Here is a 16,863-nt window from a genome sequence, read left to right on the forward strand (position 1 = left end):
CGCTAGCCGCGCCAGACCGCGACGCCCGCCGGCGGCAGCTCGGCCGATCCGATCAGGAAGCCGTCCGCGCCCGCATCCGGCACATGGTCGGCCAGCGCGATCGTATCGGGCCCATGGTTGAAGGCGAAGACATGATCGCCGTGCCGCCGCACACGCAGATCGGCGGGCAGCGCCAGCGTTTCGAGCCCGGCTTCCGCCGCCATCCGGCCGAGCACGCTCGCGAGCAGGCGATCGTCGGGCCAGCCGGCCAGATAGCGCCGCAAGTCCTGCTGCAAGACGATACCGCGCCCGCCGGCCGAGAATTCGGCATCGAGATCCGTCTCGACATGCTCGATCCAGCGCGCGATTGAAAAATCCCCGCCTTCCTCCACCAGGCCGTCGCGCAGGCTTTCGACGCGCACGACCTTGAGCGGCAAGAGCGATTGCAGCGGACCGGGCGGCAGTTCGGCCGGGATCTGGAAATCCGCGGTCTTGCTGCCGCTGCGCGGCCCGATCAGCAGCGGGCCGTCAAAGGCGGCGAGCGTGTCGATAATAGCGGCCCGAAGGATCGGCAGGCTCGGCGCGACTGCCATCCGATAGCCCGACAGATCGGCATCCGGCGCGACGATATCGATATCGAGACCGAGCCGGCGCAGCGCCGAATAGAGGGCGAATGCCAGCTCGATATAGCGAAAGCTCCGGCCCTGGGGCTGGGTGTCGAACAGCCATTGCGCCTCATAGGAGAAGAGCAGCGCGACCGGAGCGCGCCGTCCGGCATCGGGCCCGGGCAGTGCGCGCGTCTCTTCCGCGACCATTATGGTTTCGGCGAATGCGACGTCCTCGCTGCTGTCGGGGCGGAGCAACCCGCTGTGCATCTGCTCCTGCGCGAAGGGCGCCTGCCGCCAGCGGAAATAGGAAACGAGCTCGGCGCCGTGCGCCAACGCCTCCAGGTTCCAGAGCCGCACCATGCCGGGGAGCGGCGCCGGATTGAACCGCGCCCAGTTCACCGGGCCCGGCTGCTGCTCCATCACCCACCAGCGGCCGCCGGAACAGCCGCGATAGAGATCGTGATGAAAGGCGGCGACATCGGGATGGCCCTGCCGGGCGTAGCGCTGTTTCTCCTCTTCGGGGAAAAACGGAAACTGTTCGAGAAAACCGAGCGGATAGCTGTCCCATGTCGCGACATCGAGATCGCGCCCGACGGCGTGGTGATCGAACTCGGTGTAGAAGCCCATGAAATTATGGACGATATCGCGGCCGGGCGAATGTTCGCGCAGAATATCGGCCTGCAGCCGGTTGAAGCTCGCCACTTGGTCCGAGGAGAAGCGGCGGAAATCGAGGACATGCGCCGGATTGGGCTCGGTGACCGTCAGGTTGGGCAGGTTGACCGCGTCGAAGCTGCGATAGTCCTGGCTCCAGAAGACGGTGCCCCAGGCGCGGTTCAGCGCGTCCACATCGCCATATTTCTCGGCCAGCCAGAGCCGGAACGCGGCCGCCGCGCTTCCCGAATAGCTGAGCGTCGTATTATGGCAGCCATATTCGTTATCCGTCTGCCATGCGGCGATGGCAGGGTTTTCGCCGTAGCGCTCGGCCAAGGCGGCAACGATCCGGGCGCATTCGGCACGGTAACCTTCATGCGAGAAACAATAATGGCGGCGCGAACCGAATCCGCGCGGCCGGTCCTCGACGTCGAGCGCGAGCATGTCCGGCATCCGGTCGACAAGCCATTTGGGCGGGGTGGCGGTCGGTGTGCCGAGGATGATGCCGAGCCCCTCCCCGGCCAGCGTCGCGATCGCCCGGTCGAGCCAGTTCCAGTCATAGCGCCCCGGTTCGGGCTCGATCCGGCTCCAGGCGAATTCGCCGATCCGCACCCGGTCGATGCCAAGCTCCGCCATGCGTCGCGCATCCTCGCCCCAGAGATCCTCCGGCCAGTGTTCGGGATAATAGCAGACGCCCAGTTGGAGCTTGGTTGTTTCGCTCATTGTTTCTCGATCCCGATCAGCCAGGCGGTTTCCGGATGGACGAGCGGCAACGCCAGTCCCTCGCGCGCGAGATAGGCGCCGCTCAGCAAAAGGCCGTCGCGCCAGCGGTCGCGGTCGGGCAAGTAATGGCGCGCCTTGGGCGGCCAGGGCTCGATGAGGCGCACCCGGTAGATCGCCGCCGGATCGAGACCGCAAAGCCGCACCCGCTCCGCGTTGAAGTCGGCAGCGAAATCGGTCCGCGCCACGATCGCCAGCGCTTTCTCCCCGTCCACAGCGATCTGCCCGAACAGGCCAGGCTCGCGCAAATCGAGCGCGTAGGAATCGCCGCCATGCAGCACGCCGCGCCACGCCTTGTAGAGCGCCAGATGCGCGGCGAGACTGGCGCGCTCCTCTTCCGTCATCGCTGCCGGATCGGCCTCGACCCCCATATGGCCGAACATCGCCACCTTGGCGCGGAAATCCATCTCGGTCCGCCGCCCGGTAACCGGGTTGGGACTCGGCCCGACATGATTGCCGGTCACCTCGAGCGGCAGGAACGGACCCCAGCCTGTATTGATCCGCAACCGCTCGATAGGGTCATTATTGTCGCTCGCCCAGACCCGATGGCAGCGGGACAGCATCGCATAGTCGATCCGCCCACCGCCGCTCGCACAGCTTTCGATCTCGACCGCCGGATGCACGGCCCGCAACCGGTCGATCAGCGCATAAAGCGCGAGCGTCTGCGCATGGCCCTTGAGCGTTCGCGGGAAGAGGTCGCGATTATGGTCCCATTTGAGATAGGCGATTCTGTGCGCCGAGAGCAGGGCGTCGAGCGCGCAGAGGACGTGATCGGCGACCTCGGCCCGCATCAGATCGAGGACCAGCTGGCCGCGCTGTGTCGGGCGGTCGGCGCCGGGCTTATGAATGCACCAGTCCGGATGGGCGCGATAGAGATCGCTGTCCGGGCTGACCATTTCGGGCTCGACCCAGAGGCCGAAATCCATGCCGAGTTTTTCGACATGGGCGATCAGCGGATCGAGGCCGTCGGGGAACAGGTCCGGCGATACGGTCCAGTCGCCGAGGCTCGTGCGATCGTCGCGGCGGCTGCCGAACCAGCCATCGTCGACCACGAACCGCTCGATCCCGATCGCCGCCGCATCGTCCGCAAGCCGCATGAGCTTCGCTTCGTCCATATCGAAACCCAGCGCTTCCCAGCTGTTCAGATGGACGCGGCGCGGTGGCCAATCGGCGCGGCCCGGCAGGACGGCGTGCCGGACATGGCCGGTCATTGCGTGGCGCAGTCCGTTCCGGCCGCGATCGCTGAAGCCGATATGGACCTCCGGCACGTCGAAGCTCTCGCCGGGCGCGAGGACGATCTCCCCGATATCGAGTCGGCACCCCAACAGGACGCGGCCCCGCCCATCGGCATCGCCCTCGACCAAACTGGCATGATCGCCCGACCAGGCGAGATGCAAGCCGAGAATGCGTCCATGCTCCATGCCCGCATCCGCCTCATGCGCGAGCAGCCAGTTGCCGCCACCGAAACCCGGTCGTCCGCCGCGTGAATCGTGGGCAAGCGCGGCCCTGGGTATCGGGAGCGTTTCGCTCCGCATCTCCCCCGCCCATCGGCCCGAATAGCGCGTGACATGCGACACCCAGCCCGGGAGCGGCAATGCCAGCGAGGCAAGCCGCGCCACGGTGAGCGGCATATCGCCGCCATTGCGCAGGCTGGCGCTGGCAACCAATATTCCCGCCGACGCCCGACACCATGTCAGCTCTATCTCCGCCCCGGTGCGCGCATCCTTGAGCGTAAACGCGATCTCGCCCGCGTCCTGCCGGATGTCGGTGAGCACCGGGTCGAGCGTAACGCCACGGCCGTCTGCAAGGATTTCCAGCGCCGGCGTTCCGAGAAAACCCGTGCCGCCGACCGGCAGGAGCGAGAGCGGTGGCGGTGCATCCGCCTGGGACTCGTGCCGTCCCCGGGCCGAAGCGGTCGCGATCGCGTCAAGGTCCTCAGCCGGGTCGAGCGGCGCGCCCAGATAGATGAGGCCGGGCGCGCCGGAGGTGCGGGTAAACACCGCACACACATCCTCTCCGTCCAGCCGCCAATATCGCTCAGCCATTGTCACGCCGTCCGGAATGCGGAGACCCGGGCCTCCCGTCAACGGCCACGCCCGCCCGGCACCCTGCATTGGCCTTTCCGATCCGAGCCGCTACGCACGCCTCGGGAAGAGGGGAAACATGTTCGGCGAAACCGCGGGGGCGTTCGATACCGTCCAGATTCTCGTATGCGTCGCGCTGACCGCGCTGGTCGGCGTTGCGACCTGGGCCAAGGTCCGCCAGGCGAAACGGCACGATGGATCGAAGAAGGACGTCTATCTGGCGGGCGGCGGCCTCAGCTGGATATTCGTCGCGGGCTCGATCACACTCACCAACCTCTCGACCGACCAGCTGGTCGGCATGAACGGCAACCAGATGCTGCTCCTCGCCTGGTGGGAGATTGCTGGCTTTTTCGGCCTCATGATCCTCGCCTTCATTTTCGTGCCGCTCTACTATCGCCACCAATGCACGACGGTCACCGAGCTGCTCGAGCGGCGCTATGGCGGACGCAGCATCCGCACGCTGATCTCGGCGCTGTTCCTGTTCGGCAATGTGCTGATCTACCTGCCGGCCGCGCTTTATAGCGGCGGACTGTTCATGCAATCGCTGTTCGGCGGCGGGCTGCCGATCCTCGCCTTTTCGGCGATCCTCGCGATCATCGCGGCGGCCTATACGATCTTCGGCGGGCTGCGCGCGGTCGCCGTCATGGACACCTATTCGGGGGTCGGCGTGCTCGGGCTTGCGCTGCTGATCGTCTTTCTCGCGCTCGCGGCGGTGGATTTCGACATCGTTACCGGCGTGCCGGCCGAACGGCTGACGATGATCGGCGCGGCGGATTCGCCGATCCCCTTCCACACCCTGTTCACCGGCATGCTCTTCATCCAGATCTTCTACTGGTCGACCAACCAGAATATCACCCAGCGCGCCATGGCGGCCCCGACGGTGCGCGAGGCGCGCAAGGGCGTGCTCGCGGCGGCCGCGATCCGCATCCTGATCGTCCCGCCGATCGTCGTGCTGCCCGGCGTCGTGGCCTATAAACTCTTCGGCGATGTCGGCGACGCGGCCTATGGCCGGCTGGTCGCGGAAATCCTCCCGGGCTGGCTCGCCGGCGCCTTCGCCGCGATGGTCGCCGCCGCCGTCATCACGACGTTCAGCGCGGTGCTCAACAGCACGGTCGCGCTCTATTCGGTGGATTTCCATGAACAGTTTATCGGCGAAGTGCCCAATCACTGGAAGCTCGGCGCGGTCGTGTCGATCCTGCTGACGGTCGTCGCCATTTCGCTGGTGCCGATCTACCGGAACGCCGAAAGCATCATCAATCTGCTGCAACAGCTGAACGGGCTGCTTTCGATGCCGATCCTCTCGGCCTTCGTCGCGGGACTGCTGTTCAAGGGCGTCGAGGCGCGCGCGGCGATCGCCGGCGTGATCTGGGGCGTGCTGCTCTATGCCGCCTATACCTTCACTCTCGAGCCCGCGGGCCTGATCACGATGCACTATATCGACTTCATGGTGGTCGTGCTCGTCACCTCGGTGCTCGCCGCCCTGATCGTCAATCGCATCATTTTCGGGCAGCGCGCGACTTTCGCCGGCTGGCGTCGGCAACCCGCATAGGCCCAAGACGGATTGTCATTGCGAGGAGGCCCGAACTTGCTTCGGGGCGACGCGGCAATCCAGGGCGGCAAGCACATCGCCTGTTGCTCTGGATTGCTTCGCTGCGCTCGCAATGACGGATATGCGATACCTAAAAATTGGGTGTCTTCACGAGCCCGCCGTCGATCCGGAGATTGGCGCCGGTCGTGAAAGACGATTTCGGACTGGCGAGGAAGGCCGCCGCGTCCGCGATCTCCTCCGGCGCGCCCAGACGGCCGAGCGCGGCAAGGCCCGCGGCGCGCTGATACATCTCCGGCTGGGCCTTTTTGACCTGGTCCCACCAGCCGCCTTCGAAATCGACCGGCCCCGGAGAGATCGCGTTGACGCGGATAGCCTTGGGCGCGAGCATCACCGCCCATTGGCCGACCAAATTGACGAGTCCCGCCTTCATCGCGCCATAGGCCTCTTCATGGGGCGGCAGCGTCGTCATCACCGAGGCGATCGAGGCGATGAAGACCATCGCGGCGTCGTTGCCGCGTTCGAGATGCGGAACGGCGAGCGTCTTCAGCCGCACATGCTGCATCAGATCGGTCTCGAACGTATCGGGCCACCAGTCGGCGCTTGCCGGATCGATACGCGTCGAGACGTTGCTGACGACGATATCGATCCCGCCCAGTTTCTCCGCCGATCGCGCGACCCAGCCCTCAAGCGCCTCCGGCTCGCGCACGTCGAACGCTTCGCCATGGGCCTCGACACCGAGCGCGCGATAGCCGTCGAGCACCGCGTTCAGCCCATCCTCCCCGCGCGCGCAGGTCGCGATGGCCGCGCCTTCACCCGCCAAAGCCCGGCATATCGCGGCACCGATCCCGCGGCTGCCCCCCGTCACCAGCGCGCGTGCGCCCTTCAATCCAAGGTCCATCTCAATTGCTCCGTTTGTATTGCCCCGTTCGTTCAGGCGGCGGTTTTCGTCAGTTCGGGAATGTTCGCATGTTCGCGTTCGGGCAGCGGCCGGCTTTCGCGCAGCAACCCGTAGTCGCGCCGGACATCCTCGAGCGGCCGGTCCAGCATGGACTCGAACTTGACGAACTGGATACTGCGCGCCTGGCGGCCATAGGCCCAGCCGTCCGTGATCGCGTCCATCGCCGGGTTGATCATCCAGGGATCGATCAGGGTCATATGCGCGGTCACCGTAGCGATGATCATCGCCGAATAGGGATAGTTCATCTGCGCGAGCTGGAAGCCCTGCAGCGCGAGCTCGCCGAACGGCGTCGGCGGATAGCCGGTCAGCACATGATGCAGGTCGTGCGTCTGGAAACCGCGCAGCACCTTGTACTGCATCAGGGGTGGCATCGCGTCGAGCTTGCCCTCGGCCGCGAACTGCTCGTGCAGCTCGCGATAGCCGAGCGCCAGCCGCTCGAGCAGATCGTTGGAGACCATGAATTCGCGATAGGCAGCGCCGAGCGTTCCGGGCCCGCACTGCTCGAGCTCCTTCAGGTCGAGCGGTTCGGCGAACCATTGTTCCTGGGCGAGCGCCGCCTGTTCGGGATGGTTCTCGATCGCCGCGACATATTTGTCGACGGCGTCCTTGGGCGCAGTCGCCCACCATTCGTTGAACAGCTGGTCCGTGCCATAGGCGTAGAAATCGTCGATGCTGGTCAGGAATTTCTCGCCGAAATCCCGGTCTATCGCCTCGATCATCGTGTTCCTCTCCCCTGCCGCACGGGTCTTGTCGTCATCGGCGAATGCGGGCACCGTGTGCCGATTGCCGCGCTGCGCCCGTCAGTGCGCCGATCCGTGTTGCAGCCAAGTGTGCAGTTTATTATATGATTCGTCAATAAGGGGAGTTCATGGAGATCGTTGCGGCGGACATCGGCGGCACGCATGCCCGTTTTTCGCTGGCCGAGATCGCGGACGGCCCCCGCGTTTCGCTCGGCGAGCCGGTGAAGCTGCCGACGGCCGATCATGCCAGCCTGCGCATGGCCTGGGAGGCCTTTGCCGATCGCCTCGGCCGGCCGTTACCGCCCGCTGCCGCAATCGCGCTCGCAGCGGCGCTCGCGGGCGATACGATCAAGCTGACCAACAGCGACTGGATCGTCAGGCCGGACGGGCTCGGCGCCGAACTCGGCCTCGACCGACACGTCCTGCTCAACGATTTCGCCGCCGCCGCCCATGCGGCCGACGGGCTCGACGCGGCCCATTTCGCCACGATCTGCGGACCCGCCGACCCGCTGCCCGAAACCGGCGCGATCACGGTCGTCGGCCCGGGGACCGGGCTCGGCGTCGCGCTCATCCTGCGCGCGGTCGACCATAGCCATATCCTCGCAACCGAAGGCGGGCATGGCGATTTCGCGCCGCTCGACGCGATCGAGGACCGGATTCTCGCCCGGCTGCGCAAGCAGCACCGCCGGGTCTCGGTCGAGCGCATCGTGTCCGGACCGGGGCTCCGGGCTATCTACAAGACGCTGGCCGACATCGAGAACCGCGCGCCGACCCTTAATGACGACCGTACCTTGTGGGCCGCCGCGCTCGACGGCGCGGACAGCCTCGCCGCCGCGGCGCTCGACCGCTTCTGCCTGTGCCTCGGCGCGGTCGCCGGCGATATTGCGCTCGCGCACGGTCCCGGCCCGGTGGTGATCGCCGGCGGCCTCGGCGCACGGCTCGCGGATATCCTGCCACAATCGGGTTTCGCTGAACGCTTTGCCGCCAAGGGCCGGTATCAGTCGCTGATGGAGTCGCTGCCGGTGAAGCTGATCACCCATCCCGAACCCGGCCTCTATGGCGCAGCACTAGCCTTTGCGAAGGAGCATGGACAATGAACACGGCCCCGCCGATCTCGCAAAATGCCGATATCCGTTTCCTGGGCAAACTGCTCGGCGACGTTATCCGCGCCTATGGCGGCGACACGCTGTTCCAGCGCACCGAATATATCCGCGCCGCCTCGGTCGACCGCCATCGCGGGGTCGCGGGATCCGAGGCGATCGATCCCGGCCTCGGCGCGCTGACGCTCGACGAGACGCTCGATTTCGTGCGCGGGTTCATGCTGTTTTCGATGCTCGCCAATCTCGCCGAGGACAGGCAGGAGCTCTTGGCCGACAATGATATCGACGTCGCCGCGGCGCTGGACCGGCTCGAGGAGCATGGCGTTTCGCGCGACGCGGTGCGCGCGATGCTCGACGAGGCGCTGATGGTGCCCGTGCTCACCGCCCATCCGACCGAGGTGCGGCGCAAGAGCATGATCGACCACCGCAACCGGATCGCCGAACTGATGCGGATGCGCGATGCCGGGCGGACCGAAACGCCGGAAGGCGACAACATCGAGGACTCGCTGGTCCGCCAGATCGCGCTGCTCTGGCAGACCCGACCGCTCAGGCGCGAGCGGCTGTTCGTCGCCGACGAGGTGGAGAATGCGCTCTCCTATCTGCGCGAGATATTCCTGCCGCTGCTGCCGGGGCTCTACAATCGCTGGGAAGAGGCGCTCGGCGGACGGCCGGCGAGCTTCTTCCGGCTCGGCAGCTGGATCGGCGGCGATCGCGACGGCAATCCCTATGTGACTGCGGACACGCTGGAACTCTCGCTGCGCCGGTCCGCCGAGACCGTGCTCGTCAGCTATCTCGACGCGCTGCACGCGCTGGGCGCGGAACTTTCCATCTCCAGCGACCTGTCGACCGTCGACCCCGCGGTCCTCGCGCTCGCCGATGCGAGCGGGGACGACGCGCCGAGCCGGCAGGACGAACCCTATCGCCGCGCCATCGCCGGTCTCTATGCGCGCCTCGCCGCCACACATGAAACACTCGTCGGCAGCCCGCCGCCGCGCCGATCTTCGATTTCCGCCGAACCCTATGGCACACCGCAGGAATTCCAGGACGATCTGCGCACCATCGCCCGGGTACTCGCCGATTCGGGCGGCGAGACGCTCGCCTCGAGCGGCGCGCTCGGCCGGCTGATCCGCGCGGTCCGCACCTTCGGCTTCCATCTCGCGACGCTCGACATGCGGCAGAACAGCGCCGTGCATTCGCGGGTGGTCGCGGAACTCCTGCGCGAAGCCGGGGTCGAAACCGATTATGAAGCGCTCGACGAGGAAGCGCGGATCGCCCTGCTCCGCCGCGAACTGGCTTCGCCGCGCCCGCTGACCGTAGCCAAGGGCGGTTATTCGGACGAAACGCGGGGCGAGCTGGCCATCGTACAAGCGGCGGCCGACGCGCATCGGCGCTACGGCAGCGGCTGCATCGCCAACTATATCGTCTCGATGACCGAAACGGTCTCCGACCTGCTCGAGGTCCATATCCTCTTGAAGGAAGCCGGGCTGTACCGCGCCGGCGATCCGCCGGAGGCACCGATCATGGCCGTGCCGCTGTTCGAGACGATCGGCGATCTCGACCATGCGCCCGACATCATGCGCGCTTATTTCGCGCTGCCCGAGATCGGCGCGCTGGTCTCGGCGCGCGGCCATCAGGAAGTGATGATCGGCTATTCGGATTCCAACAAGGATGGCGGCTATCTGACCTCGGGCTGGGTGCTGAGCCGGGCCAGCGAGGCGCTCGCGCCGGTGTTCGAGGAAGCGGGTGCGACGATGCAGCTCTTCCACGGCCGCGGCGGTTCGGTCGGGCGCGGCGGCGGCTCGGCCTTCGAGGCGATCCGCGGCCAGCCGGCCGGCACCGTCAACGGGCGTATCCGGATCACCGAACAGGGCGAGGTCATCGCCGCCAAATACGGGACGCACGAGGCCGCGCGCGCCAACATCGATTCCATGGTGTCGGCGAGCCTGCTCGCGACCCTCGAGCCGGAACGGGTGAGCCCGGCGGACCGCGCGCGATTCTCCGCGGCGATGGACGATCTCTCGGCGCGCGCCTTCGCCGCCTATCGCGCGCTGGTCTACGAGAGCGAGGGCTTCACGCAATTCTTCCGCCAGATGACCCCGATCTCCGAAATCGCCACGCTCAAGATCGGATCGCGGCCCGCCAGCCGGAAAACGTCCGATGCGATCGAGGATCTGCGCGCCATTCCCTGGGTCTTCTCCTGGAGCCAGGCGCGGGTCATGCTGCCGGGCTGGTACGGCGTCGGCCAGGCTTTGACGACGTTCGAGGACAAGGGGTTGCTGCGCGAAATGGCGGAAACCTGGCCGTTCCTCAAAATGACGCTCGGCAATATGGAGATGGTGCTCGCCAAGTCGGACATGGGCATCGCCGAAAATTACGCCGAGCTTGTCGACGATCGCGCCCTCGCCGACCGGTTGTTCGGCGATATCCGCGACAGCTGGCAGGCGACGCATGACGGGCTGCTCGAAATCACCGGCCAGCCGCGCCTGCTCGACGAGACGCCCAAGCTCGACACCTCGATCCGGCTGCGCCTCCCCTATATCGAGCCCTTGAACCTGCTGCAGATCGAATTGCTGAAGCGGCACCGGGCCGGCGAGAGCGATCCCCGCATCGCCGAGGGTATCCAGCTGTCGATCAATGCCATAGCGACAGCCCTCAGGAACAGCGGATAGGAGATGCCGGGATGGCCGATACCGAAGTCGGGATAGAATTGCAGGATAGCGGCTCGAAAGGCCGCTACGTCGCGCGGATCGACGGCGCGGCCGAGGAAGCCGAGCTGACCTTCTCGCGCGCTTCCGAAACCTTGGTCATCGTCGACCATACCGGCGTCCCCGACAGCCTGCGCGGCATGGGGCTGGGCAAGGCGCTGGCCGAGCGCGTCGTCGCCGATGCGCGGGCCAAGGGGTTCAGGATCGTCCCGCTCTGCCCGTTCTTCAAGGCGATCGCCGAGCGCCGTCCCGACTGGCGGGACGTGGTGCAAGGCTAATGCAGGACGATTTCACCGCCATTCGCGACGAGGTCGCGAAACTCTGCGCGCGCTTTCCCGGCGAATATTGGCGCGAGAAGGACAAGCAGCGCGCCTATCCGGGCGAATTCGTCGATGCGCTGACCGAGGGCGGCTATCTCGCGGCGCTGATCCCCGAAGAATATGGCGGCGCCGGGCTGCCGCTGTCGGGCGCGGCGGCGATCCTCGAGGAAATCCAGTATCGGGGCGGCAATGGCGGCGCCTGCCACGCGCAGATGTACATCATGGGCACGCTGCTCCGCCACGGCTCGGACGCGCAGAAACAGGAGTATCTGCCCAAGATCGCGAACGGCGAGCTCCGACTGCAGGCGTTCGGCGTGACCGAACCGACCAGCGGCACCGATACGCTTTCGCTCAAGACCGTCGCGAAGAAGGACGGCGACGATTACGTCATCAACGGCCAGAAGATCTGGACGAGCCGCGCCGAACATTCGGACCTCATGCTGCTGCTCGCGCGCACCACGCCGCGCGCGGATGTCAGCAAGCGCACCGAGGGGCTGTCGGTCTTCGTCGTCGATATGCGCGAGGCGCTCGGCAACGGGCTGACGATCAAGCCGATCGACACGATGATGAACCATTCGACGACCGAGATCTTCTTCGACGATATGCGCGTGCCCACCGCAAACCTTGTCGGCGAGGAAGGCCAGGGCTTTCGCTACATCCTCTCCGGCATGAACGCCGAGCGCATCCTGATCGCAGCGGAATGCATCGGCGACGCCAAATTCTTCCTCGACCGGGCGACGGATTATGCGAAGGACCGCGAAGTCTTCGGCCGCGCGATCGGCCAGAACCAGGGCATTCAGTTCCCGATCGCCAAGGCCTATGCGCAGATGCGTGCCGCCGAGCTGATGGTGAAGGAGGCGCTCGCCCGCTACGAAGCCGGGGAGAATACGGGCGCCGAGGCCAATATGGCGAAGATGCTCGCGGCCGACGCGAGCTGGGCGGCGGGCGAGGCCTGCATCCAGACCTTCGGCGGCTTCGGCTTCGCGGCCGAGTACGATATCGAGCGGAAGTTCCGCGAGACGCGGCTCTACCAGGTCGCGCCGGTCTCGACGAACCTCATCCTCTCCTATCTTGCCGAACATGTGCTCGGCCTGCCGCGCTCCTATTAGCTTGCCGTCGCCAAAGCCTTCTCTACGGCGAGATCGAGGCAGACGTCATTACGAGCATAGCAAAGCAATCCAGGGCCACGAACGACGCGTTTGCAGCTCTGGATTGCCGCGGGCCTTCTACCCTCGCAATGACGTATCAATCTGAGGCTATCCGACCTAAAAGTTGAACCCGGCTTCGACGCCGATCACGCGGCGCGGGCCCGGCGAGATGAAGGATCCGCCGAACTCGATGGCCGGGATGACTTCCGCCGGATAGCGCGTGTCGAACAGGTTCTCGGCGAAGAACATCAGCCGCCAGCGATCGCTCTGGAAGCCCGCGCGGAAATCGAACACCGAATAGCTGTTGCGCTGGGTCGCGCTGTTATCCGCATCGCCGACGAATGCCGGAAGCCCGAGCGCCGAGCCCGGCAACAGGCCGGAGAACAGCGTCGGCGTGATCTGGTCCTGCACCGTGTGGAACCAGGTCGGACCGACGATCCGGTAATCGCCGCGCACGAGAACGTCGAAATCGCGATGGATCGGCGCGACGATCTGGCTGCCGATATTGATCGTGTAATCGGGCGTATAGGGCGATTCATTGCCGACCGTGTCGGGCCGCGAACTGTTCGCCTTGATCTCCGAATCGGTCCAGTTGAACGAGCCGAACACGTCCCAGCCGGGCAGGATCTCGACATTGGTGTTGAACTCGACTCCCATCACCTCGACCTCGTCGATGTTCGAGACGACGCGCAGCAGCCCGAACGGCCCGACGAAGAATTCGAAGAATTGCATGTCGTCGATCTCGGTATAATAGCCGGCCAGATCGAAGGTCCATGGACCCGACGACCCGCGGAAGCCGACCTCGAACGCGCTCGAGCGTTCGCGGTCGAACTGGTCCTCTATCAGGATGTTGGTGCCGAGGAACTGGTTGAAATTCTGGTCGACGATCGCGGCCGAGCCCTGGTTGTTGAAGCCGCCCGATTTGAAGCCGATGCCCCAGGTCGCGTAGAAATTGATGTCGTCGGTCAGCGCATAGTTGAGGCTGAGCCGCGGCTGGATCTGGTCGAAGCTCGCATCCTGCGGCTGGATCGGGCCGAAGGCCTGGCCCGGGTTGATCGGGCCGCCGGTGATCGGATCGAGCACATTGGGCACGAGGTTCCGCACGCTACGGTCCTCGACGTCGTAGCGCACGGCGGCGCCCAGCGTCAGGCGGTCGGTAACGTCGGCTTCGACAGAACCGAACGCGGCGAACACGTCGGTCGAGAAATCGTCGCTGAACAGCTGCGAGGTCGGGTTCGCGCTGCCGGCGGGGTTGAACAGTTCCTCGATGATGCCCTGGCCGAGATCCGCGCCCAGACTGACACCGACCTGCCGGTCGATATGGAGATAATAGGCGCCGAGCTGCCAGCTGACCGGGCCCGTATCGGATGAGAGCCGGACCTCGAAGCTGATATCCTCCTGATTGCGGATCTGATATTGCGTACCGTCGCAGGTGGTCGGTGAATAGGGACCGAAGGTCGAGCCCGTGGCCGGCGCGAAGATGAAGGGGATCGGCGTCTGGCCGATAAAGCCCGGCTGGTTGACCGGGAAGCCGGTCAGCGCGGCCGTGCTCGCGAAACAGGCATTGGACGCAGCGGTCGAATCCGCACTGATGATGTTCGGGAGCGCGAACGCGGCCGAGATATAGCGCGCGAAATCGGCCGACGTGCCGTCGGCCGTCAGCGCGTTGTCGATGTTCGAATAGAGCGCCCAGGCGGTGAGCTGTATGTCGCCGAAATCATGCTCGAGCTTGATCGACGCCTCGAGCGTATCCTGCGAGTTGGTCGGCCGGATATTGCTGTAGTAGCGGAACTCGTGATCGTCGACATCTTCGAAGAACGCCGGATTGGCGCCCGCGAAATTGGGCAGGTGGAAGGCCGCGTTGAAGTTGATCGACGCGCCCCGGAGCTCACCGTAGCGGACCTTGAAATCGAGCTCGGTATCGGGACCGAGTTCGGCCAATAGCCGGCCGTTGACGTTCCAGACTTCCTGGTCGTCGACGACATTGCGGTTGTTGAGGAAGAGATTCTCGTAGAAGCCGTCGGTCGAGCGATAGTCGCCCGACAGGACGAAGCCGATGCCGTCGGTCAGCGGCCCGGCGATATAGCCATTGGCCTCCCAGGTATTCTCGCTGCCGTAACTGCCGCGCACGCTGCCCTCGAGCACGTCAGACGGGCGCACGGTCGTGATGACGATCGCGCCGGCCGCGGCATTGCGGCCATAAAGCGCGCCTTGCGGGCCTTTCAGTATTTCGACCTGGCGGAGCGTGCCCTGATCCTGGTTCAGCGCCGCCGTATTGGTGCGCAGGATGCCGTCGACGACGAGCGCGACCGAGCTTTCCGCGTCGCGCGTCCCGTTGATGCCGCGAATGTTGATCTGGCTGTCGCCGGCCTCGGCCGTGTTGGTCACGATCGTGACGCCCGGCGTCAGGCCGATGAAATCCTCGGCGCGGCGGATATTCTGGGTTTCGAGCTGTTCGCCGGTGAACACCGTGATCGATGCCGGGACATCGGCGAGCGTTTCCTCCTGCCGGCGCGCGGTGACGATGATCGGCGCGTTGCCCGAATCGAGCTGCTCGCTCGCGCCATTCCCGGTGGTCTGGGCCTGGGCGGAGGTCGCGATGGCCATCCCCGCCGTGGCCGCGAGAAGCGTCGGTGCGATCCGGTTGAACATGATTTTCTCCCTGTTTTTCCCTTCAGACGAGGACGTTGGCCCCGCTCATGTAAACATAGACTTCCTGGAACTTGTCGCCCCTGACGCGCCAGAAATTGGTGTTGTAGAGCCGGGTGACCTCGCCATTCTCGTCGGTCAGCACGGCTTCGAACGAGGCCGCGATCCGGCCGTTCTTTTCATCGACCGTGCAGGTGAAATCCTGGTGGACGATCGTATCGTAGCTGCCGAAAAACGTCTCGAACATCTCCCGGATGCCGGCCTTGCCCTCATGGATCGTGTGATCGGTCTGGATCGTGAACAGCGCGGTATCGTGGAAGCAGTCGAGCGTGGCTTCCATATTCTTCTGATCGACATTGCCGAAATAGGTTTTCGTCGCGAGTTCGATCAGTTCGTCGCGGTTCAATGTGCTTGGATATTGCATCGCCCGTTTCCCCTATTTCAACAGATTGTCGCCGCTCATATAGACGTACACATTCTGGAACCTGTCGCCCTTGAGGTAGAAGCGGTTGCAATTCTGGTAGACGAGCTCCTCGCCGAGCTCATTGGGCTCGATCTCGACCGTGAATTGCGAGCAGACCGCATTTTCTTGCCGATCCACGGTATGGACGAAATTGCCGTGCCAGATCCTACCGTTCGTCGAAAACAGCCCTTCGAACATGGTGCGGATCGCGTCGATCCCGTCATGTTTGGTGTCCGACGTCATCTCATGGAGCACGGCGTCGGGGTGGAAACAGTCGAGCACCTGATCCATGCGCTTGTTGTCGACGCCGTCGAAATAGCGTTTGGTGACGATGTCGACATAATAGGGATAGGGATTGCTCATCCGGCGATCTCCGCATCTTTGGGAACTTCGGGGGTCGGGAAGGCCTTCTTGCTGTGCGTGAGGCCCAGTTCGATAAAGGTTTCGAGCATCTTGTAGGCGACGACACCGGGATTGATGACCGGGATCGGCAGGTTGGAATCGAGATGCGCGGCCGACTGGTGCATCGTCGTCGAACCAAGCACGATGACATCGGCGCCATCCTCCTCGATGCAGCGCGCCGCCGCTTCCTCGAGCTTGCCGAAGATCACCTCTTCCTTGCCCGCGAGCAGTTCGGTAACGTCGGGCCGCGTCTGTATGGAGCGCATCGATGCAAGCCGCTTCTCCAGCCCATATTCGGTAATCGTCTTCTCGTAGAGCGGAAACCATTCGTCCCACATGGTGAGGATCGAGAATTTCTTGCCCATCATGCACGCCGCGTAGAAAGCGCTTTCGCCGGGCCCGGCGACCGGGATCGACAGGCGCGAGCGCAGCGCACGCAGCCCGGAATCGCTGACCGTGTCGATCAGCACGCCGGCAAAGCCTTCTTCCTCGGCCTTTATCCCCGCCTGGAACACCGTCCAGTCCATCAGCAACATGTCGTGATAGCTGTCGCCGAGCGCAGCGCCCCAGCGCACCGCCTCGAAAACCGGCTCGAAACCGTCGCGGACCAGCGGCGGCGGCAACTGCTCGGCGCGATTGGCAACGCCGGCGTCGTCCATCGGGATCGGAACGATGACCTTGATGCGTTTCACACAACCCCCTTATGCTGCCTCGTTGGTCGGCTAAT

13 protein-coding genes are annotated in these 16,863 nt (G+C 65.1%); 5 read left to right on the plus strand and 8 right to left on the minus strand.

Annotated features, from left to right (window positions below; genetic code table 11):
• Positions 1-2: 2 nt before the first annotated feature.
• Together HFP57_RS10270 and HFP57_RS18160 are read right to left on the minus strand one after the other, a co-directional pair.
• On the minus strand, positions 3-1,961 hold the full coding sequence (locus HFP57_RS10270; RefSeq protein ID WP_176869680.1) for a beta-galactosidase: 1,959 nt from the start codon (positions 1,959-1,961) through the stop codon (positions 3-5).
• Positions 1,958-4,063 carry an alpha-galactosidase gene (locus HFP57_RS18160; protein WP_176869681.1) on the minus strand — a complete coding sequence of 702 codons (2,106 nt, stop codon included), beginning with the start codon at positions 4,061-4,063 and terminating at the stop codon, positions 1,958-1,960. The genes HFP57_RS10270 and HFP57_RS18160 overlap by 4 nt, the downstream gene beginning before the upstream one ends.
• A 118-nt stretch (positions 4,064-4,181) precedes the next feature.
• On the opposite strand from HFP57_RS18160, the gene HFP57_RS10280 reads away from it, so the two are divergent.
• A complete protein-coding gene (locus tag HFP57_RS10280; protein ID WP_176869682.1) occupies positions 4,182-5,651 on the plus strand; it encodes a sodium:solute symporter family transporter in 1,470 nt (489 codons plus the stop codon).
• Positions 5,652-5,781: 130 nt separating this feature from the next.
• On the opposite strand, the gene HFP57_RS10285 is transcribed toward HFP57_RS10280, so the two are convergent.
• Together HFP57_RS10285 and HFP57_RS10290 are read right to left on the minus strand one after the other, a co-directional pair.
• A complete protein-coding gene (locus HFP57_RS10285; RefSeq protein WP_176869683.1) occupies positions 5,782-6,549 on the minus strand; it encodes an SDR family NAD(P)-dependent oxidoreductase in 768 nt (255 codons plus the stop codon).
• 32 nt (positions 6,550-6,581) lie between these two features.
• Positions 6,582-7,328 carry a Coq4 family protein gene (locus HFP57_RS10290; protein WP_176869684.1) on the minus strand — a complete coding sequence of 249 codons (747 nt, stop codon included), beginning with the start codon at positions 7,326-7,328 and terminating at the stop codon, positions 6,582-6,584.
• 149 nt (positions 7,329-7,477) lie between these two features.
• Here HFP57_RS10290 and glk point away from each other — a divergent pair, with 149 nt between their 5' ends.
• Genes glk through HFP57_RS10310 form a run of 4 tightly spaced genes read left to right on the plus strand, consistent with a single transcriptional unit; the run spans position 7,478 to position 12,583 of the window.
• A complete protein-coding gene (gene glk / locus HFP57_RS10295; RefSeq protein ID WP_176869685.1) occupies positions 7,478-8,446 on the plus strand; it encodes a glucokinase in 969 nt (322 codons plus the stop codon).
• Positions 8,443-11,118 carry a phosphoenolpyruvate carboxylase gene (gene ppc, locus HFP57_RS10300; RefSeq protein ID WP_176869686.1) on the plus strand — a complete coding sequence of 892 codons (2,676 nt, stop codon included), beginning with the start codon at positions 8,443-8,445 and terminating at the stop codon, positions 11,116-11,118. The genes glk and ppc overlap by 4 nt, the downstream gene beginning before the upstream one ends.
• Before the next feature lie 11 nt (positions 11,119-11,129).
• On the plus strand, positions 11,130-11,432 hold the full coding sequence (locus HFP57_RS10305) for a GNAT family N-acetyltransferase (RefSeq protein ID WP_176869687.1): 303 nt from the start codon (positions 11,130-11,132) through the stop codon (positions 11,430-11,432).
• Positions 11,432-12,583 carry an acyl-CoA dehydrogenase family protein gene (locus HFP57_RS10310; RefSeq protein ID WP_176869688.1) on the plus strand — a complete coding sequence of 384 codons (1,152 nt, stop codon included), beginning with the start codon at positions 11,432-11,434 and terminating at the stop codon, positions 12,581-12,583. The genes HFP57_RS10305 and HFP57_RS10310 overlap by 1 nt, the downstream gene beginning before the upstream one ends.
• A gap of 156 nt (positions 12,584-12,739) precedes the next feature.
• Here the strand turns inward: HFP57_RS10310 and HFP57_RS10315 are convergent, their stop codons facing one another.
• From HFP57_RS10315 to HFP57_RS10330, 4 genes are read right to left on the minus strand one after another with little or no spacing between them, the layout of a single operon-like run.
• The gene (locus HFP57_RS10315; RefSeq protein ID WP_176869689.1) at positions 12,740-15,274 is read right to left on the minus strand and encodes a TonB-dependent receptor; all 2,535 of its coding nucleotides are present in this window, start codon (positions 15,272-15,274) and stop codon (positions 12,740-12,742) included.
• A gap of 22 nt (positions 15,275-15,296) precedes the next feature.
• Positions 15,297-15,695 (minus strand): nuclear transport factor 2 family protein, encoded by a 399-nt coding sequence (locus HFP57_RS10320; protein WP_176869690.1) that lies wholly within the window; start codon positions 15,693-15,695, stop codon positions 15,297-15,299.
• Between the two features lie 12 nt (positions 15,696-15,707).
• The gene (locus tag HFP57_RS10325; protein ID WP_176869691.1) at positions 15,708-16,097 is read right to left on the minus strand and encodes a nuclear transport factor 2 family protein; all 390 of its coding nucleotides are present in this window, start codon (positions 16,095-16,097) and stop codon (positions 15,708-15,710) included.
• The gene (locus HFP57_RS10330) at positions 16,094-16,828 is read right to left on the minus strand and encodes an aspartate/glutamate racemase family protein (RefSeq protein WP_246263056.1); all 735 of its coding nucleotides are present in this window, start codon (positions 16,826-16,828) and stop codon (positions 16,094-16,096) included. The genes HFP57_RS10325 and HFP57_RS10330 overlap by 4 nt, the downstream gene beginning before the upstream one ends.
• Between the last annotated feature and the right edge of the window lie 35 nt (positions 16,829-16,863).

Source organism: Parasphingopyxis algicola, assembly GCF_013378075.1.
GTDB classification, from domain to species: domain Bacteria; phylum Pseudomonadota; class Alphaproteobacteria; order Sphingomonadales; family Sphingomonadaceae; genus Parasphingopyxis; species Parasphingopyxis algicola.